This window comes from Saccharothrix violaceirubra, assembly GCF_014203755.1.
Classification (GTDB): domain Bacteria; phylum Actinomycetota; class Actinomycetes; order Mycobacteriales; family Pseudonocardiaceae; genus Actinosynnema; species Actinosynnema violaceirubrum.
The window spans coordinates 5280949-5307115 of the sequence record NZ_JACHJS010000001.1; the positions used below are offsets into that span (position 1 = coordinate 5280949).

At 69.8% G+C, this 26167-nt stretch carries 25 protein-coding genes and 1 pseudogene; 10 read left to right on the plus strand and 16 right to left on the minus strand.

The annotated features are described in order from the left end of the window. Positions 1–18: 18 nt before the first annotated feature. From der to cmk, 3 genes are read right to left on the minus strand one after another with little or no spacing between them, the layout of a single operon-like run. Positions 19–1425 carry a ribosome biogenesis GTPase Der gene (gene der, locus F4559_RS24035; RefSeq protein WP_184672282.1) on the minus strand — a complete coding sequence of 469 codons (1407 nt, stop codon included), beginning with the start codon at positions 1423–1425 and terminating at the stop codon, positions 19–21. Beyond that, positions 1422–2072 carry a lysophospholipid acyltransferase family protein gene (locus tag F4559_RS24040; RefSeq protein WP_184672284.1) on the minus strand — a complete coding sequence of 217 codons (651 nt, stop codon included), beginning with the start codon at positions 2070–2072 and terminating at the stop codon, positions 1422–1424. Before F4559_RS24040 ends, der begins: the two co-directional genes overlap by 4 nt. Next, a complete protein-coding gene (gene cmk, locus F4559_RS24045; protein ID WP_184672286.1) occupies positions 2069–2779 on the minus strand; it encodes a (d)CMP kinase in 711 nt (236 codons plus the stop codon). Before cmk ends, F4559_RS24040 begins: the two co-directional genes overlap by 4 nt. 120 nt (positions 2780–2899) lie before the next feature. Between cmk and F4559_RS24050 the strand changes: the two genes are divergently transcribed. Both F4559_RS24050 and F4559_RS24055 read left to right on the plus strand, forming a co-directional pair. Further along, complete coding sequence (locus tag F4559_RS24050) at positions 2900–3382, plus strand: cation:proton antiporter regulatory subunit (RefSeq protein ID WP_184672288.1); 483 nt, start codon at positions 2900–2902, stop codon at positions 3380–3382. Positions 3383–3387: 5 nt separating this feature from the next. After that, positions 3388–4620 (plus strand): cation:proton antiporter, encoded by a 1233-nt coding sequence (locus F4559_RS24055; RefSeq protein WP_246445323.1) that lies wholly within the window; start codon positions 3388–3390, stop codon positions 4618–4620. Here F4559_RS24055 and F4559_RS24060 read toward each other — a convergent pair. Further along, positions 4554–5575: pseudogene (locus F4559_RS24060) on the minus strand (IS5 family transposase). The gene F4559_RS24055 and the pseudogene F4559_RS24060 sit on opposite strands and share 67 nt — an antisense overlap. Before the next feature lie 185 nt (positions 5576–5760). Here F4559_RS24060 and F4559_RS24065 point away from each other — a divergent pair. The 4 genes from F4559_RS24065 to fabG all read left to right on the plus strand — a co-directional run bounded on the left by F4559_RS24065 (position 5761) and on the right by fabG (position 8561). After that, the gene (locus F4559_RS24065) at positions 5761–6942 is read left to right on the plus strand and encodes a S8 family serine peptidase (RefSeq protein ID WP_184672289.1); all 1182 of its coding nucleotides are present in this window, start codon (positions 5761–5763) and stop codon (positions 6940–6942) included. Next, on the plus strand, positions 6939–7151 hold the full coding sequence (locus F4559_RS24070; protein WP_184672291.1) for a hypothetical protein: 213 nt from the start codon (positions 6939–6941) through the stop codon (positions 7149–7151). Before F4559_RS24065 ends, F4559_RS24070 begins: the two co-directional genes overlap by 4 nt. A 122-nt stretch (positions 7152–7273) precedes the next feature. Continuing rightward, positions 7274–7672, plus strand: coding sequence for a DUF6319 family protein (locus F4559_RS24075; protein WP_312865797.1), 399 nt, complete (start codon positions 7274–7276; stop codon positions 7670–7672). A 136-nt stretch (positions 7673–7808) separates the two neighbouring features. Next, positions 7809–8561: a 3-oxoacyl-ACP reductase FabG gene (gene fabG, locus F4559_RS24080; RefSeq protein ID WP_184672293.1), complete on the plus strand. Its 753-nt coding sequence runs from the start codon at positions 7809–7811 to the stop codon at positions 8559–8561. A 1-nt stretch (position 8562) separates the two neighbouring features. Here the strand turns inward: fabG and F4559_RS24085 are convergent, their stop codons facing one another. The 5 genes from F4559_RS24085 to F4559_RS24105 form a co-directional block, all read right to left on the minus strand. Next, positions 8563–9708 carry an acyl-CoA dehydrogenase family protein gene (locus tag F4559_RS24085; protein WP_184672295.1) on the minus strand — a complete coding sequence of 382 codons (1146 nt, stop codon included), beginning with the start codon at positions 9706–9708 and terminating at the stop codon, positions 8563–8565. A gap of 106 nt (positions 9709–9814) precedes the next feature. Then, positions 9815–10414, minus strand: coding sequence for a DUF3558 domain-containing protein (locus tag F4559_RS24090; RefSeq protein ID WP_184672296.1), 600 nt, complete (start codon positions 10412–10414; stop codon positions 9815–9817). After that, complete coding sequence (locus F4559_RS24095) at positions 10411–10839, minus strand: hypothetical protein (RefSeq protein ID WP_184672298.1); 429 nt, start codon at positions 10837–10839, stop codon at positions 10411–10413. Before F4559_RS24095 ends, F4559_RS24090 begins: the two co-directional genes overlap by 4 nt. A 127-nt stretch (positions 10840–10966) precedes the next feature. Then, entirely contained in the window at positions 10967–11242 is a 276-nt protein-coding gene (locus F4559_RS24100) for a GlsB/YeaQ/YmgE family stress response membrane protein (protein WP_184672300.1), read from the minus strand. 51 nt (positions 11243–11293) lie between these two features. Beyond that, the gene (locus F4559_RS24105; protein WP_184672302.1) at positions 11294–12082 is read right to left on the minus strand and encodes a sporulation protein; all 789 of its coding nucleotides are present in this window, start codon (positions 12080–12082) and stop codon (positions 11294–11296) included. Positions 12083–12298: 216 nt separating this feature from the next. On the opposite strand from F4559_RS24105, the gene secA2 reads away from it, so the two are divergent. Further along, positions 12299–14617: an accessory Sec system translocase SecA2 gene (secA2, locus tag F4559_RS24110; RefSeq protein WP_184672304.1), complete on the plus strand. Its 2319-nt coding sequence runs from the start codon at positions 12299–12301 to the stop codon at positions 14615–14617. Between the two features lie 69 nt (positions 14618–14686). Here the strand turns inward: secA2 and F4559_RS24115 are convergent, their stop codons facing one another. The 4 genes from F4559_RS24115 to F4559_RS24130 form a co-directional block, all read right to left on the minus strand. Beyond that, entirely contained in the window at positions 14687–14968 is a 282-nt protein-coding gene (locus F4559_RS24115; RefSeq protein ID WP_184672306.1) for a hypothetical protein, read from the minus strand. Positions 14969–15665: 697 nt separating this feature from the next. Further along, the gene (locus F4559_RS24120) at positions 15666–16640 is read right to left on the minus strand and encodes an LCP family protein (protein WP_184672308.1); all 975 of its coding nucleotides are present in this window, start codon (positions 16638–16640) and stop codon (positions 15666–15668) included. Positions 16641–16702: 62 nt separating this feature from the next. Beyond that, a complete protein-coding gene (locus tag F4559_RS24125; RefSeq protein ID WP_184672310.1) occupies positions 16703–17092 on the minus strand; it encodes a DUF3037 domain-containing protein in 390 nt (129 codons plus the stop codon). After that, positions 17076–17858 carry a HipA family kinase gene (locus tag F4559_RS24130; RefSeq protein WP_184672312.1) on the minus strand — a complete coding sequence of 261 codons (783 nt, stop codon included), beginning with the start codon at positions 17856–17858 and terminating at the stop codon, positions 17076–17078. The genes F4559_RS24125 and F4559_RS24130 overlap by 17 nt, the downstream gene beginning before the upstream one ends. A 63-nt stretch (positions 17859–17921) precedes the next feature. On the opposite strand from F4559_RS24130, the gene F4559_RS24135 reads away from it, so the two are divergent. Further along, positions 17922–20750: an NACHT domain-containing protein gene (locus F4559_RS24135; RefSeq protein WP_376774656.1), complete on the plus strand. Its 2829-nt coding sequence runs from the start codon at positions 17922–17924 to the stop codon at positions 20748–20750. Here F4559_RS24135 and F4559_RS24140 read toward each other — a convergent pair. Next, complete coding sequence (locus F4559_RS24140; protein WP_246445324.1) at positions 20692–21417, minus strand: SGNH/GDSL hydrolase family protein; 726 nt, start codon at positions 21415–21417, stop codon at positions 20692–20694. The two genes, F4559_RS24135 and F4559_RS24140, sit on opposite strands and share 59 nt — an antisense overlap. A 50-nt stretch (positions 21418–21467) precedes the next feature. Then, positions 21468–22514 (minus strand): lactonase family protein, encoded by a 1047-nt coding sequence (locus tag F4559_RS24145; RefSeq protein ID WP_246445325.1) that lies wholly within the window; start codon positions 22512–22514, stop codon positions 21468–21470. Positions 22515–22841: 327 nt separating this feature from the next. Here F4559_RS24145 and rocD point away from each other — a divergent pair, with 327 nt between their 5' ends. Both rocD and F4559_RS24155 read left to right on the plus strand, forming a co-directional pair. Then, positions 22842–24059, plus strand: a complete 1218-nt coding sequence (gene rocD, locus F4559_RS24150) for an ornithine--oxo-acid transaminase (RefSeq protein ID WP_184672320.1) — start codon at positions 22842–22844, stop codon at positions 24057–24059. Positions 24060–24186: 127 nt separating this feature from the next. Beyond that, entirely contained in the window at positions 24187–25560 is a 1374-nt protein-coding gene (locus F4559_RS24155; protein WP_184672322.1) for a DUF2252 domain-containing protein, read from the plus strand. Here the strand turns inward: F4559_RS24155 and F4559_RS24160 are convergent. Beyond that, positions 25526–26161, minus strand: a complete 636-nt coding sequence (locus F4559_RS24160; protein ID WP_376774657.1) for a hypothetical protein — start codon at positions 26159–26161, stop codon at positions 25526–25528. The two genes, F4559_RS24155 and F4559_RS24160, sit on opposite strands and share 35 nt — an antisense overlap. Between the last annotated feature and the right edge of the window lie 6 nt (positions 26162–26167).

Consider the following 26167-nt stretch of genomic DNA (forward strand, 5'->3'; position numbering starts at 1 on the left):
TCCGCACGGGGGTCCGCGCTACTTCTTCGGGCGCTTCTCACGCACCCGCACGGAGATGCGCACGGGACTGCCCTCGAAGCCGAACTCCTCCCGCAGGCGGCGCTCGATGAACCGGCGGTAGCCCGCCTCCAGGAAGCCGGTCGTGAAGAGCACGAACGTGGGCGGCCTGGTGGCAGCCTGCGTGGCGAACAGGACCTTGGGCTGCTTGCCGCTCCGCACCGGCGGCGGGGTGGCGGCGATCAGTTCCGTCAGCCACGAGTTGAGGCGCCCGGTCGGCACGCGGGTGTCCCACGACGTCAACGCGGTACGCAGGGCCGGCGCCAGCTTGCGCACCGAACGCCCCGTCAGCGCCGAGATGTTGACGCGCTCCGCCCACGGCACGCGGACCAGGCCGCGCTCCAGCTCCCGGACCATGGCGTGGCGCCGGTCCTCGTCGACCAGGTCCCACTTGTTGAACGCCAGCACGCACGCGCGGCCCGAGTCGACGACCATCGACAGCACCCGCAGGTCCTGCTCGCTCAACGGCTCGGCCGCGTCCAGCAGCACGATCGCCACCTCGGCGGACTCGATGGCCGCCTTCGTCCGCAACGACGCGTAGTACTCCGCGCCCGACGCGAAGTTGACCCGCTTGCGCAGGCCCGCCGTGTCGACGAACCGCCACACCTCGTCGTCGAGTTCCACCAGCGAGTCCACCGGGTCGACGGTGGTGCCCGCCACCGAGTCGACGACCGCGCGCTCCTCGCCCGTCAGGCGGTTGAGCAGGGACGACTTGCCCACGTTCGGCCGACCGACCAGGGCCACCCGCCGCGGGCCGCCGCGAGCGGACTCGAAGGTGTCGCGCGGGGTCTCCGGCAGCACGTCCAGGATCTTGTCCAGCACGTCGCCCGAACCCCGGCCGTGCAGGCCGCTCACGGGCAACGGCTCGCCGAGCCCCAACGACCACAGGGACGCCACCTCGGCCAGCAGGCGTTCGTCGTCGACCTTGTTGGCCACGAGCAGCACCGGACGCTTGGACCGCCGCAGCACCTTCACGGCCGCTTCCTCGGTCGTCGTGGCGCCCACGGTCGCGTCGACGACGAACAGGATCGCGTCCGCCGTGTTCATCGCCAGCTCGGCCTGGGCGGCGACCGACGCCATCATCCCGGTCGCGTCGGGCTCCCAACCGCCGGTGTCGACGACCGTGAACTTGCGGCCGTTCCACAGCGCGTCGTAGGCCACCCGGTCACGCGTCACGCCCGGCACGTCCTGCACGACGGCCTCGCGCCGGCCGATGATCCGGTTGACCAGGGTCGACTTGCCGACGTTCGGCCTGCCCACCACGGCCAGCACCGGCTGCGGCGCTGCGGCCTGGTCGTCCGCGAAGTCCGCGTCGTCGAACGCGGCCCAGTCGGACTCGTCCGCCCACGTGCCGTCCAAGTCCGTCACGATCCCTCTCCTCGCTGGTCGTCCAGCTCGGCCACCAGCATGGCCAAGCGGTCGCGGACGTGCTCGGTGGCGGCGACGAGCGCCTGCCTACCCTTGTCGGCGGGCAGCTCGAAAGCCTCGCCGAACAGCACGTCCACCTTCGGCCGGAACCGACGTCCGGTACCGGCCGGGCGCCGGGTGCCCCGGCAGGCGACGGGCACGACGAGCGCGCCGGTCGAGCGGGCCAGCCACGCGGCGCCCTTCTGCGCCTCCGCGACGTCGCCCGAACCCCGCGTGCCCTCGGGGAAGACGCCGACGACACCGCCGGCGCGCAACACCTTCTGGGCCGCGATCAACGGTGCGCGGTCGGGCTCGCCGCGCCGGACCGGCAGTTGGCCCAGCCTGCGCAGGAACCGCCCGACCGGACCCCGGAACATCTCGTTCTTGATCAGGAACACCGTGCGTCGCGGCACGATCCCGAACAGCAGTGGACCGTCGGCCAACGAGCTGTGGTTGGCCACGACCACGACGGGTCCGGTGGTCGGCACGCGGTCCGCGTGGTGCACCCGCACCCGGTACCCGAGCCTGAGCGGCACGCGCGAGATCCACCGACCGAAGTCGTGCACCCCGTCGCGACCGCCTTCGGGGAGCCGACCCGACCCGCTCACCCGCGCACCGGACCGGCGACGAGACCCCGGCCGGCGGCCAGGTCGAGCAGCGCGGCGAGCACGCCCGCCAGGTCGAGGTCGGTGGTGTCGAGTTCGACGGCGTCGGGCGCGGGCCGCAGTGGCGAGACCGCGCGGGACGAGTCATAGGCGTCACGCCGTTCGACGTCGGCCAGCACCGCGTCCACAGTGGACTCCAGCCCGTCCTGCCGCGCGCGGCGGTGGGCACGGGCACGGGCGTCGGCGGTGAGGAACACCTTCAGACCGGCGTCCGGCACGACCACGGTGCCGATGTCACGCCCTTCGACCACGATGCCGCCGACCGCGGACAACGCATGCGCCACGATCCGTCGCTGCTCGGCCACGAGCAGTTCGCGCACCGCCGGGTTGGCCGACACCGGGGAGACCGCCCGGGTCACCTCGGGGCCGCGGATCTCGACGCCGACGTCCTCGCCACGCAGTGTGGTGGTGGAGTCGGCCGGGTCGGTGCCCTGCGCCAGGCCCGCGTCACGGGCCACGGCCGCGACCCGGTCGGCGTCGTCGAGGTCGGCACCCGAGCGCAGCACGGCGAGCGTCACCGCCCGGTACATCGCGCCCGTGTCCAGGTAGCGGGCACCGAGCGCGGACGCGAGCCGGCGGGCCGCCGAGGACTTGCCGGTGCCGGACGGCCCGTCCAGGGCCACCACGCCACGCAGCTCACCGTGTCCCACGGTCGTCCTCCTCCACTCGTCCGGTCACCAATTGTGCCGGGTGGGGCGGGTCACAACCCCGGCAGGGCCGTCGACGCGCACCGTACGCGTCCGAAACGCCGGACGTTTACCATGAACAGTATGAATGTCGAGGTCACGCCACTTCCCGGCATCGGGACCCGTCAGGACTTCATGATCCGCTCGGGCCGGCGGATCGGGGTGATCACCTACCGCGACGGCAAGTTCGAGTTGATCGTGTCGAGCAAAGAGGACCCCGACGACTGCTCGGCGTCCATACCGCTGAGCACCACCGAGGCGGGCACGCTCGCCGGCCTGCTCGGCGCGCCGCAGCTCGTCGCCCAGCTGCGCGACGAGCACTCGGACATCGCGGGCATCTCGACCAAGCAGTTCCCGATCGTGCCCGGCTCGGTGTTCGACGGCCGCACGCTCGGCGAGACCGAGTTGCGCACCCGCACGGGTGCGTCGATCGTGGCGGTGGTGCGCGCGGGCGCGGTCTCGCCCTCGCCCCGACCGGACTTCGTGTTCGTCGGCGGCGACCTCGTGGTCGTGGTCGGCACGGTGGACGGTCTCCAGCAGACGGCCGACATCCTGGGCGGTGGCTGAACCCCTTGCACAGCACAGCGATCGCACTGATCCAGCTCGGCGCCGTCTTCTTCGGACTCGGCCTGCTCGGCCGGATCGCCTGGCGCATCGGCATCTCGCCGATCCCGCTCTACCTGATCGGCGGCCTCGCGTTCGGGCACGGCGGGTTCGTCCCGCTGTCGGGCATCGAGGAGTTCGCGCACATCGCGAGCGAGATCGGCGTCATCCTCCTGCTGCTCCTGCTCGGCCTGGAGTACTCGGCCGCCGAGCTGATGACCGGGCTGAAACGCTCGTGGACGGCAGGCGTGCTCGACATCGTGCTCAACGCCGCGCCCGGCGCGATCGTCGGGTTGCTGCTGGGCTGGGGTCCGGTGGGCGCGCTCGCGATGGCGGGCGTCACCTACATCTCCTCGTCCGGGATCATCGCCAAGGTGCTCGGCGACCTCGGCCGGCTGGGCAACCGGGAGACGCCGGTCGTGCTGTCGGTCCTGGTGTTCGAGGACCTGGCGATGGCGGTGTACCTGCCGATCCTGACCGCGGTGCTGGCGGGCGTGAGCTTCCTGGGCGGGTTGAGCGCGGTCGGCATCTCGCTGGCGGCGATCACGATCGTGCTGCTGATCGCGTTGAAGTACGGCCGGTTCGTGTCCGCGATCGTGGACAGCCCGGACGCCGAGGTGTTCCTGCTCAAGCTGCTCGGTTCGGCGCTGCTGGTCGCGGGCATCGCCTCGCAGCTGCAGGTCTCGGCCGCGGTCGGCGCGTTCCTGCTGGGCATCGCGATCTCGGGGTCGACCGCCGAGAACGCCACGCGCATGCTGGAGCCGCTGCGCGACCTGTTCGCCGCGATGTTCTTCGTGGTGTTCGGCCTCAACACCGATCCCGCGTCGATCCCGCCGGTGCTGGGCCTCGCGGTCGCGCTGGCCGTGGTCACGACGGCGACGAAGGTCGCGACGGGCTGGTGGGCGGCCAAACGCCAGGGCATCGCCAAACTCGGTCGCGCCCGTGCGGGTGCCGCGCTGGTGGCCCGCGGCGAGTTCTCGATCGTGATCGCCAGCCTCACGGTCGCGTCCGGCGCCGTGGACGGTCGGCTGGCCGCGTTGGCGACCGCGTACGTGCTGCTCATGGCGATCTTGGGGCCGGTGGCCGCACGAATCGTGGAACCGCTGGCCAAACTAGGAGCTGTTTGGGGTTGGGATCATGTGGTTGGGGTAAGGGTCTTCAACCACATGATGGCTCCTCGTAGATGCAGTCCGGCCTCGTAGCTTTGTGGTGTCTTGTCGTAGCGGGTGGCCAGTCCGCGCCATGTCTTGATCTTCTGGAAGAGGCGTTCGACGGTGTTGCGCCGCCGGTAGCGCACGGGATCGAAGGACACAGGCCGCCCGCCGGCGGAGCCCTTGTTCCTGCGGTTGGCCCGCTGGTCGGTCTTCTCCGGGATCACAGCCGTGATCCGGCGGCGGCGTAGGTAGGCCCGGTTGGCTTTGGAGGAGTACGCCTTGTCCGCGGCCACCGCGTCCGGACGGGTGCGCGGCCTTCCGACCGGGCCGGGAACCCGGATCCGGTCCAGCACCGTCCGGAATTGCGGGCTGTCCCCGGCCTGGCCAGGGGTGAGCACGAACGCCAACGGCAGCCCGGCGGCGTCGACCGCGGTGTGGACCTTGCTGCTCAGCCCGCCCCGGGACCGGCCGAGCCCGGCCGCCGCAGCCCGCGCCTTCCGACGGCGCCTACGGGCGGCACGGTCCCGACCGGCAGATGTGCCCGCGTCGGTCGTGTCCGGCGCGGACCGCGACGCACCACCCGCAGCACGCTCCGCTGGACGGGCAACGGAGCCCCTTTTTCCCCGGTCAACGCCTGTTCCAGCGCGTCAAGGGTCTCCCCGGTCACCGCGAGTCCGGCCGATTCGTGGTGTGCCCGCACGATCGTGGAGTCCACGCTCACCAGTTCCAGGTCGACCTGTCCGCGGGAGGCGGCCTCGGCGATCAGCGCCTCCATCAGCGTCTGGAACACTCCGGTCTTCGCCCAGGTGTTGAACCGGGAGTAGACGGTGGACCAGGGACCGTACCGTTCGGGCACGTCACGCCAGCCTGACCCGGTGCGGAACCGCCACAGGATCCCGTTGAACTGCTCCCGCACCCGACGTGGCAACGGCCCGGTGGCCGCCACCGGCATATGCGGCTCGATCAACGCCCACTCGGCATCGGTCAGATCAAAACGCGCCACATCCGTGTTCTACCAGCCCAACCAGCACACCACCGGGCCCACCTAGATCCGAACTTCAAACAGCTCCTAGCCCGAAAGCGTGGTACCGAGCCGGCGACCGCGTGAACCCTGTCGACGCCCCGTGACGACGACCCCGGACGGGCATAGGAAAAGGGCTGCCGTCCACTCCCCCGGAAGGGGTCGTCATGACAGAGCCGACAGGAGCCACGACCGGCCGCTACCTCGTCCTCTTAGCCGACGGCTCGGGTGCCGCCGGCGCACGCGAGTTACACCGGGTAGCCGGTCTCACCGCCACCAGCACGGCCGACTCGGCGACGAGCGAGGAACTCGCCGCCGCCGACGGCCTGATCCTGCACGACCTCGGCGTCGCCGTGGTCGACGCGGAACCCGAACAGGCCAGGCGGCTGTCCCTCGCCGCCGAGGGCGCCGGGCCGATCTCGGTCGTCGAGCCCGAACGCGTCGTCCAGGCGTACTCGACGACCGCCGAGGAAGCGCTCGCCGTCGACGAGACCGTGCACACGTGGGGCCTCCAGGCGGTCGGCGCGACGCTGTCGGCCGCGACCGGCGCGGGCGTGCGGATCGCGGTGCTGGACACCGGGTTCACCACCGACCACCCGGACTTCGCCGGGCGCACGGTGTTCACGAACTCGTTCATCACCGGCGAGACCGTCGACGACGCGCACGGCCACGGCACGCACTGCATCGGCACAGCCGCGGGTCCCCGCAAGGCGCCCTCGGGCGGGCCGGGCTACGGCGTGGCGCACCAGGCTGACATCTACGCCGGGAAGGTGCTGTCCAACGCCGGTTTCGGCTCCGACGGCGGCATCCTCGCGGGCATCGCGTGGGCCGTGGCCAACGACTGCGCCGTGGTCTCCATGTCGCTGGGCGCCCCGGTCGAGCCGGGCACGCCCGCGTCGCCGGTGTTCGAGGAGGTCGCCCGGCGCGCGCTGGGCCGCGGCACGCTGATCGTCGCGGCGGCGGGCAACGAGAGCCGGCGCCCGAACTCGGTCCGGCCGGTCGGCCACCCGGCCAACTGCCCGTCGATCCTGGCGGTCGGCGCGGTCGACGTGAACCGCGCGATCGCGTTCTTCTCCTGTGGCACCAAGGACACCATCGGCCAGGTCGACCTGGTCGCGCCGGGCGTGGACGTGTACTCGTCGTGGAACAAGGACTGGGAGCAGCTCGGCCGCCACCGCCGCATCCAGGGCACGTCGATGGCGACACCGCACGTCGCCGGCGTGGCCGCGCTCGTCGCCGAGAAGCACCAGGCACGCGGGTGGGAGCTGTGGGCGCGGCTCGCGCAGACCGGACGGCGGCTGGAACTGCCGTCGGTCGACGTCGGCGGCGGGCTGGTGCAGGCGCCTTGACGCGGGTGCCGGTCGTCGTCTCGATCGGCGTGGACGCGGAACTGTCCGACGTGATCGCGCGGTTGCGCACGCTCGGGCTGGTCGTGGACCGGGTGCTCGACCCGCTGGGCGTGGTGGTCGGGTCGGTCGACCCGGACCGGCTCGCCGCGCTCGGCACCGTCCCGGGCGTGTCGGGCGTGGAACGGCAGCGCACCGTCGGCCCGGCGTGAGTCCCGTTTCCCGGGATGTCGGATCGACGCCCTACGCTGTGCGGTGCACTCGACCCCGCGTCGAACAGGTGTTCTAGAATGCGGCCGGGTCGATCCGGACGCGCAGAGAGGAAAACGGGAACGTGGAGGCGGACACGCTCGTGGAACAGCAGGACCAGGTGGACGCCGAGGCGCCGGCCGCGCCCGTCGGGGAGACCGCGCCGGCCCCCGAGGCCAAGCCCGCGAAGCGGACCAAGAGCACGGCGAAGAAGACCCGCACCGTCGAGCTGACCCTCACGGTCACCGGCACCGCGGACGGCGAGTGGCAGGCGGACCTGGTGCACGGCACCCGACGGGTCGTGTCGGGTCTGGTCATCCCGGCGGCGGCGGTCTCCCGCGCGGCCAAGGAGCTGCACGAGGACATCGCCGGCGGCATCGAGGAGGTCATCGAGGCCGCCCGTTCCCAGCACCGCACCCGCATGGAGGAGCTGGAGGCCGAGTTGGCGAAGGTCAAGGCCGCGTTGGCGGAACTGACCGACTAGTCCGCGTCGACAGGCATACGGGGGTCGTCCGGACGGACGGCCCCCGTCGTCCGTTGTGGACGGTCGGGGGCACCTGGCGCGTGACGCGTCGGACACACTAAGTTACCGGTCCTCACCGGATCGGGAGGACTGAGACGTGGATCGACGCGTGGCGATCGTGACGGGTGCCGCCCGCGGCATCGGCGCGGCCGTAGCGGCCAGGCTGGCTCGCGACGGGTTGGCCGTGGCCGTGCTCGACCTGACCTCGGAGGCGTGCGCGGACGTCGTGGCCGACATCCGCGCGCAAGGCGGCACGGCCGTCGCGATCGGCGCCGACGTGTCCGACACCGCCGCGGTCGACGCGGCCGTCGACCGGGTCGTCGCCGAACTCGGACCGCCGACCGTGGTGGTCAACAACGCGGGCATCCTGCGCGACAACCTGCTGTTCAAGATGACCGACGACGACTGGGACGCGGTGCTGGGCGTGCACCTGCGCGGCACGTTCCTGATGTGCCGGGCCGTGCAGCGGCACCAGAAGGCGGCCGGCTGGGGCCGGATCGTGAACCTGTCGAGCACGTCCGCGCTGGGCAACCGGGGCCAGGCCAACTACGCGGCGGCCAAGGCGGGCGTCCAGGGGTTCACCAAGACGTTGGCGATCGAGCTGGGCAAGTACGGGATCACCGCGAACGCCATCGCGCCCGGGTTCATCGCCACCGACATGACCGCGGCGACCGCCGAACGCCTGGGCATGTCCGTCGCGGAGTTCGAGCGCGGGGTCGCGGCCGTGACGCCGGTGAACCGGATCGGCACGCCCGAGGACGTGGCGCACACGGCGTCGTTCCTGGTCAGCGAGGGCGCCGGGTTCGTGTCCGGCCAGGTGGTCTACGTGGCGGGCGGGCCCAAGGACTGACTCACAGGCCGAGGTCGCGGCCGATCAGCTCCTTCATGATCTCGTTGGAGCCGGCCCAGATGCGGGTCACGCGGGCGTCCATCCACGCGCGGGCGACGCGGTACTCGGTCATGTAGCCGTAGCCGCCGTGGAGCTGCACGCACGCGTCCAGCACTTCGTTCTGCACGTCCGCGCTCCAGTACTTGGCCTTGGCCGCGTCGATCGGGGTCAGCTCGCCCCGGGCGTGCGCCTCGACGCCCTGGTCAACGAACGCCTGCGTCACGTCGATCTTCGTGACGAGTTCGGCGAGCGTGAACTTGTTGTACTGGAAGGACCCGATGGACTTGCCGAAAGCCTTGCGCTGCTTGGTGTAGTCGAGGGTCTCGTCGAGGATCTGCCGGGCGTGCGCGGTGTTGGAGACCGCCGCGCCGATCCGTTCCTGGGGCAGGCGCTGCATCATGTGCACGAAACCGCGGTCGACCTCGCCGATCACGTTCTCGGCCGGGACGCGGACGTCGTCGAAGAACAGCTCGGCGGTGTCGGACTCGTGCTGGCCGACCTTGTCGAGCTTGCGCCCGCGTTCGAAGCCCTTCATGTCCGACTCGACCGCGAACAGGGTGATCCCCTTGGCGCCGCGATCCGGGTCGGTGCGCGCGGCGACCACGACGAGATCCGCCGAGGAACCGTTGGTGATGAACGTCTTCGACCCGTTGAGCACCCAGTCCGACCCGTCGCGCACGGCCGTGCTCTTGAGCGCCGCGAGGTCCGACCCGCCCGAGGGCTCGGTCATCCCGATGCCGGTGACGAGGTCGCCCGCGCAGAACGCGGGCAGCCACCGCTTCTTCTGCTCGTCGGTGCCGAGGTCGACCAGGTAGGGGGCGACGACGTCGGCATGCACGCCGAAACAGCTGGCCATGCCCGCGCTGACCTTGGAGAGTTCCTCGCCCAGGACCGCGTTGAAGCGGTAGTCGCCGGCGCCGCCGCCGCCGAACTCCTCGGGCACCTCCAGTCCGAGCAGCCCTTGGCGCCCGGCTTCGAGCCAGACGTCCCGGGCGACCAGCCGGTCCCGCACGAAGTCGTCGTAGCGCGGCAGCAGGTGCCGGTCCACGAACCCTTTGACGGACTCGCGGAAGTCTTCGTGGTCGCGCGTGAAAACCGTACGTCGCACTGTCCGACCTCCGTGCTGGGCGGCGGCTTGGCTGCCGTTCCAGGATTCCACAGCGACCGCCTGGGACCGGATCACTCTTCGAACCGGTCCCGATCGGCGCGCGTGATCACCCCTTCAGGTTTTGCACGACCAGGGCGGCGACCTTCTCGGTGGTGGCACAGGTGTCGGTGTAGTCAGGTGACTTCTTGTTCTCGACACTCGCTTGCAGCAGGAACCAACCACCGGCGCCGGTCACCTCGACACTGGTGCCGCAGTTCCCCTTGCCGTCGGTACCGTCGGAACTCACCGCGCGGTAACCGGCCACCTCAGCCTCCCTGAAGACCGGCTCGTCCTTGGTGTTCGAGACCATGTCGGGGAACCTGGTCCCGTCCGTCACGACGGTCACCTCGTAGGTGGTCCCTTCAAGCACCTTTTGCGCATACCAGGTGCAACTCGGACCAAGCACGCCCTTGTCGGACTCCGGAGCCTTGAACGACCCGAGACCGGACAACTGGGCGGGTTTGAGCAGTTCGCATGGCTTGTCCGCGTAGCGCTCGGGGTTCAGATCCCCTTTCGCCGACGATGAGCCGGTCGTGCCCGGAGTCCGAGTCGTACCCGAATCGGCGGTGGCCACGGACGACGGCCTTCCGGGAGACTTCTCCGAACACCCCGCGATCAGGATCGCGGCAGCGGCAGCCAGCACCGGCAGAGTGGTGCGCCTCATCATCGATCCCCTTGCCCGGTGAATGCGTCGTGGGCGACGCCCTCAGTACGGCGATAGCCGGCAACGGCTGCCTTGATGTTGTCGATGGTCTTCTGCAGCGCTTCACGCGCCTTCTCGTTGGCCCACCGGTAGCCGCCTTCCTCGTCACCGGCGGCTTTGCGCATGGCCATGGCCGCGAACCCGCTGTAAATGTCCTTCCCCGGCGGGTGGCTCTTCGTCAGCTCCTCGGCGTCTCGATACGCCTTCAGCAGCTTCTCGATCGCCTGCTCCAGCGAAGCGATCAGTTGGGGCGCCTTGTCGATGTCGATGCTGAACTGCGTCTGCGTCGACCTCGCCCGAACCCGTCCCTCGGCATCGGCGACCGTCGCGGCGGTCTCCGCGGCGAAGGCCACCCGTCGCCGCTCTAACGCGGCCTCTCCCTCACCCATGACAGTCCGTACCCCTCTCGTCTCTCCCGGTGAGGATGATTCCAGAGGAGCACAGCCTCGTCAGGCGAACACGGACACACAAAGAGAACGGCCCCCGAAGGCTTCAGGGGCCGTTCCGCGCATTCCGCTACCTGTCGAGTCGACGACGGCCCACGGCGCCCGCCGCCACCGTCACGCCGAGCCCGGCGAGGATCACCTGGAAGACGATCTCCAGCCAGTCGATCCCGGCGGTGTCGGCCACGCCGAACAGGCGGGCCACGAACGTGCCCAGGAACGCCGCGACGATGCCGACGACCAGCGTCAGCCACACGGGGATGTCCTGGCGGCCGGGCGCGACGAGTTTGCCCAGGTATCCGATGACCAGTCCGATGACCAACGCGCCGATCACACTCTCGATGCTCATGACGCCTCCCGAAGTGGGTGGTCTTAAGGCGTCAATCATCCCACTCCGACGTCAGCCGAACAGGCCCCGTCGGCCCGCGACCTGGTCCATCCACTGGTGCAACACGCCCGACCAGTCGGTCCGCTGCGCCTGGTCGTGGGTGACGTGGAAGTGCCCGAACGTGTCGCCGCCGGCCCGCAGCAGGCCGCCGCGCCGGTCGGCCTCCAGCACCACGTACAGGTGGTGCGGGTCGGTCACGAAGGTCAGCTCGACCTGGCTGATGCGGTTCAGGAACTGGGGCGGCGGGAGGAACTCGATCTCCTGGTAGAACGGCAGCTGCTGCGGCACGCCGTGGATGCGGCCCTGCTCCGAGTCGGCGCGGGTGAAGCGGAAGCCCAACGCGCCGAACGCGTTGAGCACGTGCTCCTGCGACGGCAGCGGGTGGACGGCGAACGGGTCGAGGTCGCCGGGGTCGACGGCGCCGCGGACCTCCAGCTCCGTGCGCAGGCCCATGGTCATGCCGTGCAGGTGCTGGCCGTGCACGACGGTCAGCGGCGTCTCCAGCGGCACGGGGAACTGGAAGGGCAGCGCGATCCGCTGGCCGGGGCCGACGCCGATGCGGTGCGCGACCGACACGCGGGCGAACTCGACGTTGCGGTTGTACTCGTTGTCACCGCTCTCGACCTCCACCCGGGTGACCAGCGACAGCTTCACCTCGTCGATGTCGGCCGCGTGGTCACCGCCCGCGATCCTGACCTCGCCGGTGAGCACCTCGCCGGGGCGGACGTTCGGGTTGGTCAGCACCGTGTCCACCGTGGGACCGCCGACACCGAACGCGCGCAACATCCTCTTGAACACCACGGTGGTCCTCCTGGACGACCTCAGGGCCTTGGAGCCGATTTGCCCCAAGGACGCCTCGGTGGAGTGATCGGTTCCCGGTGGAATAACGCTAAGCCCGCGTCACGGATAGTGACTGGCATCACACCCGGTCAGCCTAGCAGCCCTCACCTCGTCAATCGTGAACGGTCAACCGGGTGACGTGCGGAACGTCGGTGCCGTGCCGTACGTTGCCCGACCGTGACCACTCTCCTGGGACGGTTCAAGCAGCGGCTCCGGCGGTTCGCGCAGAAGCCGGGCTCGGCGGACCTCGCGCCATACCGCAAGCTGCTCGTCGACGTCAACGAGCTCGCCGACCGCTTCTCCGGCCTGGACGACGAAGAGCTGACCGCCGCCGCGGCCGAACTGCGCGAGAAGTCCGATTTCGGCCGGGTCGAACTGGTCGAGGTGTGCGCGCTCGCGCGCGAGGCCGCCGACCGCGCGCTCGGGCTGCGCCCGTTCGACGTGCAGATCCTCGGCGCGCTCGGTCTCCTCGAGGGTCACGTCGTCGAGATGGCCACCGGTGAGGGCAAGACCCTGTCCGGCGCCATCGCCGCGGCCGGGTTCGCGCTGCGCGGCGACCAGGTGCACGTGGTGTCGGTCAACGACTACCTCGCCCAGCGCGACGCGGAGTGGATGAAGCCGCTGTACGACCTGCTCGGCGTGAGCGTGGGCTGGATCGGCCAGACGTCCAAGCCCGAGGAGCGGCGGGCCGGGTACGCGGCCGAGGTCACCTACGCGCCGGTCAGCGAGATCGGCTTCGACGTGCTGCGCGACCGGCTGGCCACCGACGAGGCGGACCGGATCGTGCCGGAGCCGCGCGTGGCCCTGGTCGACGAGGCGGACTCCGTGCTGGTCGACGAGGCCCGCGTGCCGCTGGTGCTCGCCGGTTCCACGGCCGGCCCGTCCGCCGACCCCGCGCTCGCCGCCCTGGTCAAGCGGTTGCGCCGGGACCTGCACTTCGAGATCGACGACGAAGAGCGCAACGTCTACCTCACCGGCGCGGGCAGCGAGCTGGTCGAGCGCGAACTCGGCGGCATCGACCTGTACTCCGACGAGCACGTGTCCACGACGCTGAGCAAGGTCAACGTCGCGCTGCACGCGCAGGTCCTGCTGCACCGGGACGTCGACTACATCGTCCGCGACGGCAAGGTGCACCTGATCAACGACACCCGCGGCCGGATCGCGAACCTCCAGCGCTGGCCGGACGGTCTCCAGGCGGCGGTCGAGGCCAAGGAGTCGGTGCAGACCACCGACAGCGGCGAGGTGCTCGACTCGGTCACCGTGCAGGCGCTGCTGAGCCGCTACCCCACGGTGTGCGGCATGACCGGTACCGCGGTGGCCGTCGCCGAGCAGCTACGCGACTTCTACTCGCTCGAAGTGCTGGTGATCCCGCCGAACGTGGAGTGCGTGCGCGAGGACGAGGACGCCCGCCTGTACACGACGCTGGAGCTGAAGGAAGCCGCGATCGTCGAGGAGATCAAGGAGGTCCACGAGTCCGGCCGGCCGATCCTCGTGGGCACGCTCGACGTCGCCGAGTCCGAGCGGCTGTCGCGCAAGCTGTCCGAGGCGGGCCTGGAGTGCGTCGTCCTCAACGCGAAGAACGACGCCGAGGAGGCGGCGATCATCGCGGACGCGGGCTCGTTCGGCCGGGTCACGGTCTCGACCCAGATGGCCGGCCGGGGTACGGACATCCGGCTCGGCGGCCACGACCAGACCGACCGCGAGCGCATCGCCGAGCTGGGCGGCCTGTACGTGATCGGCACCGGCCGACACCCGTTCTCCCGCCTGGACGACCAGTTGCGCGGACGCGCGGGCCGGCAGGGCGACCCCGGCGGTTCGGTGTTCTTCTCGTCGTTGCAGGACGAACTGGTCACGCAGTACGTGCCCGACCACGACGAGCCGGCCGAGGTCGAGGACGACGGCCGCATCCTGGACCTGGGCACGCTGCACACCGTGGACCACGCGCAGCGCGTGGCCGAGGGCGTGCAGCTCGAGATCCACCGGAACACCTGGCGCTACAGCAAGTTGGTCGAGCACCAGCGCACGCTGCTGCTGGAGTTCCGCGACCGGGTGCTCACCTCGGACCTGGCGTGGAAGGAACTGGCCGAGCGCAAGCCCGAGCGGGCCGAAGAGCTGGACGAGCTGGACGAGGAGATCCGCGTCCGCGCGGCCCGGTTGATCGCGCTGCACCACCTCGACCAGCGCTGGACCGACCACCTGGTGTTCCTGACCGACCTGCGTGAGGGCATCCACCTGCGTGCGTTGGCGCGGCAGAACCCGCTCGACGAGTTCCACCGCGAGGCGATCCCCCAGTACCACCGGATCGCGCCGGACGCGTGGGAGGAGGCCGAGGAGACGTTCGTCAAGGCGAAGATCGACGAGGACGGCGCCCACCTGGCCGAGGCGGGTGTGAAGCGGCCGAACACGACGTGGACCTACCTGGTCAACGACAACCCGTTCTCGTCGGGTCTCGAGGAGACGTTCAAGAGCCTCGTGAAACTGGTGCGGCGCAAGTAGTCCTCGTCGTGCGCTGCGGGCCGGGTGCGTGTCGCGCCCGGCCCGCGGCATGTGGTGAGCGGGGCAGGGTCAGCGCGCGCCGGTCGCCAGTGGTTTGCCGGTCGGCCGGTTCTCCCCCGGCGCCGGGTCGGCCTGGCGAGGCAGCGGGTCGGCCTTCGCCCGGTCCGCGACCGCCTGCCGGGACAACGCCCTGATCTCGGCCAGGATGTCGAGGTGCTCCTGGGACGGTGGTGGGCCGACGAGGTTCGAGTGGTCGAAGGCGGTGCGCTCCGCGCGGTCCGCCAGCCGTTGAATCCGTCTGATGAGGTCGAGCCCCTGGTCGATGGGCTTCGAGCGCCGTTGCTCAGTCACGCGGGAAGCCTTCACCTCACGCCGGGTGAAGGTAAATCACCTGTGAGTGCGAACTTCACCGGCGACCATTCAGCTACCCGTGGCAAGAACCGCGAAACTCCCCGATCGGTTGGACACCCCTCCGAGCACTGCGAACGTCCCAAGTGACGATCGGGTCGGGGCGGTGCGCAATGGTGACCGGGAGTCATCGGTGAACGCGCTCGCCACTCGTTCGAGCCAAGTGCACGTGCATTCAGGTCGCTGTGACCGGGGACACCATTTTCCCGATTCGGGCGTGTTTGGGCCCACATGTGAGCGGGCATCACAACTCAGCGACCCCCGCGGGCCAGTCGGGCGGTCGAGAGACACGAACCACCTTTTGCGAATACCGCGTGAAGCGGACAACCGGCCCCGAGTAGGCTACTTTGGCCCGATCGGGGGACGTACGAGCTTGTGGGGGTTACCAAGTGTCACTCACGCCGATTTACGACGACCTGATGCGCGAGTTCGAAGGGATCGTCGAGGCCAGCAAGGCGGTCGAGGCCGGCCAGGAGGCGGCCGAGCCCGCCGCCGCCCAGGAGCCCGCCCAGGGCTCCTGACCGGCGTGCCGGCCGCCAGGGCCGAGAGCCAGGGCCACCGACGATCGAGCCGGACGGACCACCGGCACGACGTCGTCCGGCGGCGCCCTGATCGGGCGCCGCCGGACGGGACGAGAAAACTAGGCCGGCGGCTGGAGCAGGTCGGCCGGCACCGGCTGGTCCTGTTCCAACGCACCGAACAGCCGCAGGGCGTTGTCGCGGTCCCACTGGACCACCGAACCGACGTCGCCGATCGTGGGCGTACCGCCCACCGGCACGGTGACGGTGTCCACGCCGCCGCCCATCGCCAACGCCATCCCGGCGAGGTGGTGCAGGTGGTCGCCGTCGGCCACCGAGATCGAATCCGTCGCCGCGAACAGCAGCGGGAACGCGCGGAACGGGTTGGCCAGCACGCTGAAGCCGGTGGCCTTCTCCGACAGCGCGGCGAGGAACTTGCGCTGGTTCTGCACGCGTTCGAGGTCCGCCCGCGCGAACGCCCGCGTCCGCACGAAACCGAGCGCCTGCGCACCGTCCAACTCCTGGCAGCCCGGCTGGAGGTCCAGACCCGCCAGCGGGTCCTTCATGGGCTGCTCGATGCACATGTCGACGCCGCCGATCGCGTCCACGATCCCGGCGAAGCCGCCGAAGCCGATCTCCATGTAGTGGTCGACGTACACGCCCGTCGCGCCCTCGACCGTCTGCACGAGCAACCGCGGGCCGCCGATGGCGAACGCGGCGTTGATCTTGTTCTTGCCGTTCCCCGGAATGTCCACATAGGAGTCACGCGGCACGCTCACCAGCGTCGCCTTCCCCGATCCCTCGGGGATGTGCAGCAGCATGATCGTGTCGGTGCGCCGGCCGCCGGCGTCGCCGGTGGACAGTTGGGTCTTCTGCTCCTCGGTGAGGTCGTCCCGCGCGTCGGAACCGACCAGCAGCCAGTTCGTACCGGGCGTGTCGGCGGGCCGACCCTCGTAGTCGGTGAGCGCGTCGATGCGCTTCAACGTCGAGTCGACGTACACCCACATTCCGATGCCGAACGCCAGCAGCACGACCAGGACGACGGCGACCACCCGGCCGACTCGCACTTTCCGCTTGGGTCGATAACCAGCGCTCATCCACTCTCCCGTGTCGAGGTCTACACACCAACAGACGTGTGGTGGCGAAAGTGGTTGCCACCCTAATGGGACGGCGGGCGCACCAGCGCGTCGAGCAGCCGGTCCAACTCGGCCTCCGGGTCGGCGGTCAGACCGGTGTGCGCGGGCGAGGTCTGCACGATCGTGCTGCGCGGCGCCGTGAGCCACCGGAACCGCTGCCCGACCGTCGTGCGCGACACCGGCCCGGCGGCCGACAGGCCGTCGCAGGACGCCGTGAGGTGCGACAAGCTGCTCCTGAGGATCTCGACGTCCAGGAACGGGTCCAGCGCCCGTACGCGGTCCTCGTCCACGTGCACGCGTGCGCCCAGGAAGCCCAACGGCGCGCAGTAGACCAGGACGCCGACGTTGACGAACTCGCCGCGTTCCTGCCGGGGCACGGCCCGCACCACGGCGTACTCAAACACGTGCGACACGGGCGGCCTCCAGCTCGTCGACCCAGGTGCGATCGGCCAGGCGTGCCGCGAAGAACCGCTCGTAGGCGGCACGCGGTTCGGCGAACACCTCGTCCTGTGCGAGCCACTCGTCGGGCACCAGGGCGAGCACCTCGCGCACCAGCTCGGGCGTGACGCGGGCGGCCAGTTCGGCGTCCACGCCGGCGAGCGGACCGGCGAACGGCAGCATCAGGTGGTCGGCCGCATCGAACCGGTACTTCGCCGCCGGGAAGCGCTCGGGATTCCACGAGTGGTGGAAGTACAGCGAGGCGCCGTGGTCGATCAGCCACAGGTCGCGGTGCCACAGCAGGGTGTTGGGGTTACGCCAGCTCCGGTCGACGTTGAGCGTCAACGCGTCCAGCCACAGCAACCGCGTCGCGTCCTCGACGGACGGGTCGCGCACCACCGGGTTGTAGTCGAACGAGCCGGGCAGGTAGTCCAGGCCGAGGTTGACTCCGCCGCTGGCCCGCAGCAGCTCCTGCACCTCCTGGTCCGGCTCGGCCCGCGCGAGTTCCGGGTCGAGGTCGACCAGCACGATCTCGGGCACCCGGAAGTCCAGGCGTCGGGCCAGTTCGCCGACGACGATCTCGGCGATCAACGCCTTCACGCCCTGACCCGCGCCCCGGAACTTGAGCACGTACATGCCGAGGTCGTCCGCCTCGACCAGGCCGGGCAGCGAGCCGCCTTCGCGGAAGGGCGTGACGTACCGGGTGGCCGCGACCCTGCGCAGCCCGTTCGTGGAGTTCACGCGGGCATCATCGCCGCCGAACCGTGATCCGCGCCAACGGGTTCACGCCGTACCCTCGCGCCCGTGCGACGAGACCCGGCCATCAGCCTGCGCGGCGCCTTGCAAATCCTCGGCCACCACGACCGGCCGTGGTTGGACAGGCTGAACAACGTCCTTGGTGGGGCGATCCTGGCCAGCGGCTTCACCCCGGCCGCGATCTGGGGGTGGGTGGACCAGAAGAACGAGGCCGTGGGGCTGTTACGCAACGCCGTGGACGGGGTTTCGGACCGGATTCTGGGTACGCGTGGCTACGAGCGCCACGAGCTGTGCGGGGCCGCCCACACCGCCATCGTGATCGCCGCGTACTTCGACCTGCTGCACGAGCAGTTGGGCCGTGACTACGAACTCGCCGAGCTGACCGACGCGGACAAACTGCGGTTGGCCGCGGGCGAGTCCACGGACAGCCTGATCCGCCACCTCTACAAGTCGAATGTCCCGGCCCCGTCCGCCCTGACGGGGTTCGAAGAGAACGTCGACCTTGTCGGGCTGTGGGCCGAGCCGCTCACCCCCGCCGTCGAGCGGTTCCTGGACCGTGATCTCCACGCGACGCCGGTGAAGGTCGCGGTCGGTGACCGGTACCGCTCGTACTTCACGGAACTGGCCGCGACCGTGCCGGAGTTCCGGGTGTGGTCCGACCTCGGCGAGCACGCCGCGACCCGTTCGGCGTTGAGGCGACTCGAAGAGCTTCTCACCGTCACGACGACCGAATCGCCGCGTGATCTGCGTGCGGTGATCCGCGACGTCAACCATTCGGAGTTGACCCGACGGGTCGTCGACGTGAATACCGAGGGGTACGGAATCGATGCGGTGTTCCCGACCGTGGAGGACATCTTCGTCATGCCGCGCTTCCGCGCCGTCGGGCGTTCGTCACCCGATGACCTGGAACTGGTGCTGGCGCGGCACTTCAGCACCCCGAACGCGACCCGTCGACCGCTGCTCCTGCTCGGCCATCCCGGTGCGGGCAAGTCCCTGATCACCAAAATCATCGCGGCTCGGCTGCCGAGCGAAAGGTTCACGGCGGTCCGCGTCCCACTGCGGCACGTCGACGCGAACACCACCATCACGAACCAGGTCCGACAAGCATTGACCGCGGCCACGCACGGACGCGTCCCGTGGCCGGACCTCGTGGACCAGAGCGCGGACGTCATCCGCGTCCTGCTCCTCGACGGACTCGACGAGCTGCTCCAGGCCACCACCGACGACCGGTCCGGGTATCTGCACGACATCGTGGAGTTCCAGCGGGTCGAAGCAGCGATGGGTCATCCCGTCGCGGTCGTCGTCACCTCGCGGACACTGGTCGCCGATCGGCTGCGCATCCCGGGCGCCACACCGGTCCTGAACCTGGAGGAGTTCGACGCCGACCGGATTCGGGACTGGGTCCGGCGGTGGAACGCGGTGAACTTCGACCTCCCGTTCAGCGCCGAACTCGCGCTCCGCCACGAGGACCTGGCCGGACATCCGTTGCTGTTGCTCATGCTCGCGCTGTACTACGCCGACCCGACCGTGTCGCGCGATGAGGAACTGTCGACCACCGAGCTGTACGAACGCCTCTTCGTCACGTATGCCCGCCGCGAGGTCACCAAGCAGGCCGGACGCGTGCTGTCGGAGGGGCAACTCGCCGAGTCGGCCAGGGATCAGGTGACCCGGCTGTCCACGGCCGCGCTCGGCATGTTCAACCGGGGACGGCAGGACATCACCGAGGCGGACCTGAGCGCCGATCTCAAAGCACTGGACCGGATCGACACCTCGGGTGAGCGGGTACTGGCCGAGTTCTTCTTCGTCCACGCCCCCGAGGCCCAGGTCGGTGAGACCCGACGCGGGTACGAGTTCGTCCACGCCACCTTCGGCGAGTATCTGGTGGCGGCACGGGTGGTCGACGTCCTGCGTGATGTGGCGGAAGGCGCATACGGGCGCCGCAAGGTGCACGATCCCGAAGACGACCTCCTTCGCGCAATGCTGTCACACCAGCCTTTATGCATCCGCGAACCGGTCCTGGAATTCGCCCGCGACCTGCTCTCAGTCCTGGACGAGGACGAGTTGGATCGCATCCGCCGGACCCTGGAGACTCTGCTGCGGTGCTACCGCACCAGACCGCCGGCCCGCGCTCACACCGACTACTCGCCGCAAGAACCAGATCTGCTTCGCGAGATGGCAACCTACGCCGCGAATCTGGTGCTCTTGCGCGTGCACGGCCCATTCGAACCGCCCAGGGCAGACAAACTCGGCATCACCTGGCCGGATCTGGTCAACCTGTGGCGGGCGGCGTTGACATCCGACAACTACCTGGCGATGCTGGATGCACTCTCGCTCAAGGGAGGGAATTTGGTACGGTTCAGCCCGCTTCAGCACGCGGGCTCGTTGTTCACCGACGTCAAGCACGCACGGCTGACCGGTGATCGCAGTCGGGAATCGCTGCTGCGCACAGGGCTGGCGCTGAATTTCGCGGCCTCTTACCTGGTCATCGACACCGACGACGGGGAGGCCGCTTTCGAGTGGACCCAGCACTTCCTCTCCTGGCTCGACGCGGCAAAAATCCGCCCCTGGGACGAGATCCCGAATTTGATCACCTGCCCGCCACCGCCCACTATGACCGTCGAAGAAATCCGTCAACACGCCGACCGCGCACTCGCCGTAGTCGAGAACCGGAAGAGTTCGTGGCCGCCCGACTATTCCGAACAGCTTTCCACCTGGTCAAAGAATCTGAAGAAGGCCGAACCAATACGATATACAGGCCTGTACTTCACCTTTCAGATGACCAGAACTTTCGGTCGCATCCCAGAAGATACATTCGAGTTCACGAGAGTGATCGGGCCGCAGCGAGCACAGGAAGATATCCCAAGCGCTGACCTTTAGCATTTGGGTGGTACGAGGAGATGACAGGGAACTTCACGCCGTTGATCCAGGGCGACGGGCCGCACAGGCCGTGGCCGGCGAAGGTCGTCCGCACGTCGCCGAAAGTGAAACCGGCCGCGAGAGACCGAGCCTCGATCACGGCGTTCAACCGGTCCGCCGCCGAGTTCAACGCCGCGCGCTCGGCCTTGCTCAACGAACAAGCCCCGGTCGGCTCGAACAGGTGGGGATAGCCCAGCACCACGACCTTCGCCGGGGTGGTGGCGCGGAGTTTCGAGTACAGGCGGTCCAAGCGCCCAGGCAGGGTCTCAGCCGTCAGCTTGTTCGCCTTGTCGACCGCCTTCAGGCACGACTTCTCGCTCTGCAACGTGCACGTGGTCATCACGTCCGCGAAGCCGATGTCGTTGCCACCGACCGTCAAAGTCACCAACGTCGCCGCCGGGGTGATCGACTTCAACTGACTCTCCACGGACTTCGCCGTCGCCCCCGAGCACGCCGCCATCACGAACGACGCATGGATCTGCTTGGCGTACAAAGCCCCGTAAGCGTTCGAACTCCGGTCGCACGAATCGCGCGACGCCCCGGTGCCGGCCGCGTAGGAGTCTCCCAACGCGACCAGCTCCGGGGCGATCGGTGCGGGTACCAGGGCCAGCATCAGCACGGCAGCCATCAGGTTCATGCCACCTGACCTACCACTGTGGACGGTGCCGGCCGAGAAAGTTAACCCTTCAGTGCGACACAGACCGGGATCGGGGCGGTGAACGTGCTCGCGAGCTTCACCCGGCCCGAGCCCTGGTCGACCGTGAACGTAGTGACCGTGTTCGAGTTCTGGTTCGACGCGAACAGCAGCTTGCCCGAGGCGTCCAACGCCAGGTGTCGGGGGAACTTGCCGCCGACGGGCGTGGTCTCCAGCAGCTTCACCGTGTCGCCCTCGACACTGAAGACCGCGATGCTGTCATGACCCCGGTTCGACACGTAGACGAACCGGCCGTCGGCCGACACCAGCACCTCCGCCGGGTAGTTGCGCGGGTTCGCCGGAGTGCCCGAGGGCACGGTCGGCAGCTTCGCCAGCGGCGTGAGCACGCCGTTCGCGTACGACGCCACGACCAGGGTCGAGTCCAGTTCGTTCGCGATGTAGGCGTACTGACCGTTGGGGTGGAACGCCAGGTGCCGGGGGCCGGCACCGGGTTGCACGCGGGCCGTGCTCACGGGCGTCAGCTTCCCGCCCGCCAGCCGGTACGTGTACACCGAGTCCGTGCCCAGGTCGACGGCCAGCACGTACTCGCGCCGCGGGTCGACCACGACCTGGTGCGCGTGCGGCCCGGCCTGCCGGGACTGGTCGGGGCCGGAGCCCTGGTGGCGCACGTGGTCGGTGCGGTCGCCGAGGCTGCCGTCCGCCTTGATCGGGTTGACCGACACGCTGCCCGAGCTGTAGTTGGCCGAGATCACGTGCCCCTGGAACACCACCAGGTGGCACGGGTCGCCGCCGCCGGTCGGCTTGGTGTTGAGCACGCGGGGCGTCGCGCCGTCGAGGGACACCGCGGTCACGGCGCCTTGAGGCGATTCGTTCACCGCATAAAGCCGGTTGCCCTCGACCACCACGAACGACGGGTTGGCCACGTTGGAGATCACGCCCGTGGAGCGGACGCGGCCGGTGGTCCGGTCGGCGACGCCGATCCCGATGCCCTTCCCGCCGCCACTCCACGTGGTGTACGTGCCCAGGTAGACCCGGTACTCGGCTTGCGCCTGCGCGACACCCTCGGTCATCAGCAATCCCGCTCCCACACCGGCCGCTCCGAGGAACCGCCGCCTGTTCACCACCATGTCGCCTCCGGACAATCCGGGGGGCATCCAGAGAGGTCTACCCTGACCCAGATACCGGCGATCATGCAAGAGGCGCAACAGATATTGCGCTCAGCGCAACGCGTGGCCGTGGGACGACCGGCCGAGCGCGGTCGCCGGATCGTACGCCGACCCAAGACCCGGCCGTCACGCAATGTATCGCCGCAGAACCATCCGATTGCGCAATGAACAAGCCCACTGCGCAATGCCTGACGGATGAAATCGCCGACCAAAGCCCTTTAGCCTGGTGACATGACCGCCATCGCCGCACCCACCACTGGTCAGTTCATCGCGCTCGACGACGAGTGGAGCACGCACAACTACCACCCGCTCCCCGTGGTGATCGCCCACGGCGAGGGCGCGTGGGTGACCGACGTGGAGGGCCGCCGCTACCTGGACTTCCTGTCCGGCTACTCGTCGCTGAACTTCGGCCACCGCCACCCCGCCCTGGTCGCCGCCGCCGTCGAGCAGCTCGGCCGGGTCACGCTCACCAGCCGCGCGTTCCACCACGACCAGTTCGGCCTGTTCTGCCGCGAACTGGCCGAACTGACCGGCACCGAGATGGTGCTGACCATGAACTCCGGCGCCGAGGCGGTCGAGTCGGCGATCAAGGTCGCCCGCAAGTGGGCCTACCGGGTCAAGGGCGTGCCCGAGGGTGCCGCCCGGATCGTCGTGGCCGGGTCGAACTTCCACGGCCGCACGACGACGATCGTGTCCTTCTCCACCGACGAGTCGGCCCGCGCCGACTTCGGCCCGTTCACACCGGGTTTCACGGTCGTCGAGTACGGCTCGCTCGACGCCCTGCGCGCGGCCATCACGCCGGACACGGCCGCCGTGCTGCTGGAGCCGATCCAGGGCGAGGCGGGTGTCGTCGTGCCGCCGCCCGGCTACCTCTCGGCCGTTCGGCAGCTCTGCGACGAGCACGACGTGCTGCTGATCGCGGACGAGATCCAGTCCGGCCTGGGCCGCACCGGCGACCTGTTCGCACTCGACCACGAGGGCGTGCGCGCCGACCTGTACACGCTGGGCAAGGCACTGGGCGGCGGCATCCTGCCGGTGTCGGCGGTGGTCGGCAGCCGCGCGGTTCTCGGCGTGCTGCGGCCCGGCGAGCACGGGTCGACGTTCGGCGGCAACCCACTGGCGTGCGCGGTCGGTCGCGCGGTGGTGCGGCTGCTGGCGACCGGCGAGTTCCAGCAGCGGTCCCGCGAGCTGGGCGCGCACCTGCACGCCCGGCTGGGCGAGCTGGTCGGCCACGGCGTCGCGGAGGTGCGCGGACGCGGCCTGTGGGCCGGGGTGGTGATCGCGCCGGGCGGCCCTGGCGGGCGGGCGGCGTCCGAGGCGCTGGCCGCCAAGGGCGTGCTGTGCAAGGAGACGCAGGAGTCGACGTTGCGCGTGGCGCCGCCGCTGGTGATCTCGCGTGCGGACCTGGACCACGGCCTCGACGCGATCGAGGCCGTCCTGCGCCGCTGACGCTGCGCGTCCGTCCGGTAGCGATGGGCGCAGGCCGTGTCCGAATTGGGCGATGAGCACGATTACGCAGGTCACAGCCTTGTCGAGGGTGCCGTGATCGGCACCCTCGACAGGCACAATCTCCCGTATGGGAGAACGCAAGCGGGCCGAGGCCGCCGCCGCACTGGGACGGTGGACCGAGCCCGAGGAGGTCTTGGCGCAGGGACGTGCCCTGCGTTCGCAGGTCGACCACGCCGCACACCGCGCGATGTCCTTGGCCGCCGACCGCCCTTCGGTGGTCGACTACGTCGAGGCGTCCAACGAGGGTCGGCTGCCCGACCTCGTACCGTTGCGCATCGGTCGGATGCTGGCGTCGCCGTTCTCGTTCTTCCGGGGCAGTGCCGGGCTGATGGCGGGCGACCTCGCCGCCGGGGTCGCGAGCGGGTTGGACGCCCAGTTGTGCGGTGACGCGCACGCGGCGAACTTCGGCCTTTACGGCACGCCCGAGGGCACGATCGTCATGGACATCAACGACTTCGACGAGACGTTCCCCGGCCCGTGGGAGTGGGACCTCAAGCGGCTGGCGACCTCGCTCGTGCTGGCCGGGCGTGAGGGCGGCGTGTCGGAGAAGGGTTGCCGGGACGCGGCCGAGGACGCCGTGCACGCCTACCGCGAGGCCGCCGTGCACCTGGCCGGGCTGCCGTTCCTGGAGTCGTGGAGCGCGCTGGGCGACGAGTCGGTGCTGTCCAAGTCCAAGGCGCAGGACCTGACCGACGAGTTCAGCAAGGCCGCGTCCAAGGCACGCAAGAACACCAGCGCCAAGGTCGCCGCGAAGTGGACCCGGCGCGAGGGCGAGCACTGGCGGTTCGTCGCGGACCCGCCCGTGCTGACCCGGATCCCGGACGAGACCGCCCGGGGCGTCGTCGACGCACTTCCGTCCTATGTGGACACACTACGCGAGTCACGGTACAACCTGATCATGCGCTACGGCGTGTCCGACGTCGCGTTCCGCGTGGTCGGCACGGGCAGCGTCGGCCTGCGCAACTACCTGGTCCTGTTGCACGGCAACGGGGACGAGGCGCTGGTGCTCCAGGTCAAGGAGGCCCGGCCGTCCGCGCTGGCGCCGTTCCTGGGCACGTCCGAGCACAAGCACGAGGGCAAGCGGATCGTGCACGGCGCCAGGCTCGTGCAGGCCGAGTCCGACATCCTGCTCGGCTGGACGACGATCGAGGACCGGCACTTCATCGTCCGCCAGTTCCGCAACCGCAAGGGCGAGATCGACGCGACCACGCTCAAGCGCGACGACCTCGACGACTACGGCCGGCTCGCGGGCGCGCTGCTGGCCCGCGCGCACAGCCGGTCGGTCGACCCGCGCCTGCTGGCCGGGTACTGCGCCGACGGCGAGGACCTGGACACCGCGATCGGCCGGTACGCGCTGGACTACGCCGACCGCACCGAGGCCGACCACGCGGAGCTGGCGAAGGCGGTCAAGGACGGCCGGCTTCCCGCGCATGTCGAATAGCCGCCCGTGACACCAGGAACAGCACGACGGCGTTGAGCGTGTGCCACCCGTAGTGCGTGCCGCTCGGCCAGTCCGCGCACAGCGGCTGGTCGAGCGTCCGCACGGTCAGCGACACCACGAACACGACGGCCGCCGCCGCGAGGTCGGTCCACGGCTGCCGCCGGACGGCCGCGACCACCGCGATCGTGATCAACGCGAGCAGCGGCGCCAGGTAGCCGCCCGAGCCGCCGGGGATCAGGTTCGCGAGTGGCAGCGTCACGGCCGCCAGGACCGCGAACGCGGGCACCACGAGCCACGACTTCGCCCATCCGAATCCCAGGTACCAGTGCGCGAAGCAGACCAGGTACCAGAGCACGAACACCGCGATGAAGCCGACGTCGGCCGCGTTGGTGATCGTGTTCGCGAAGGTGTGGAACGACAGGCTCGCGAGCCCGACCAGCGCGAGCAGCACCGGCAGCGCGCGCAGACTGCGCGGTCGTGGCCGGTACCGGAGCCACAGCAGCACCGCGGCCACCAGGAAAGCGGCGTTGCTGACGGCGTTCCAGGGCTCGGCCAGCAGGCCGATGCCGAGTCGTTCGCAGTACGCGTCGACGTGGTCCACGGGCAT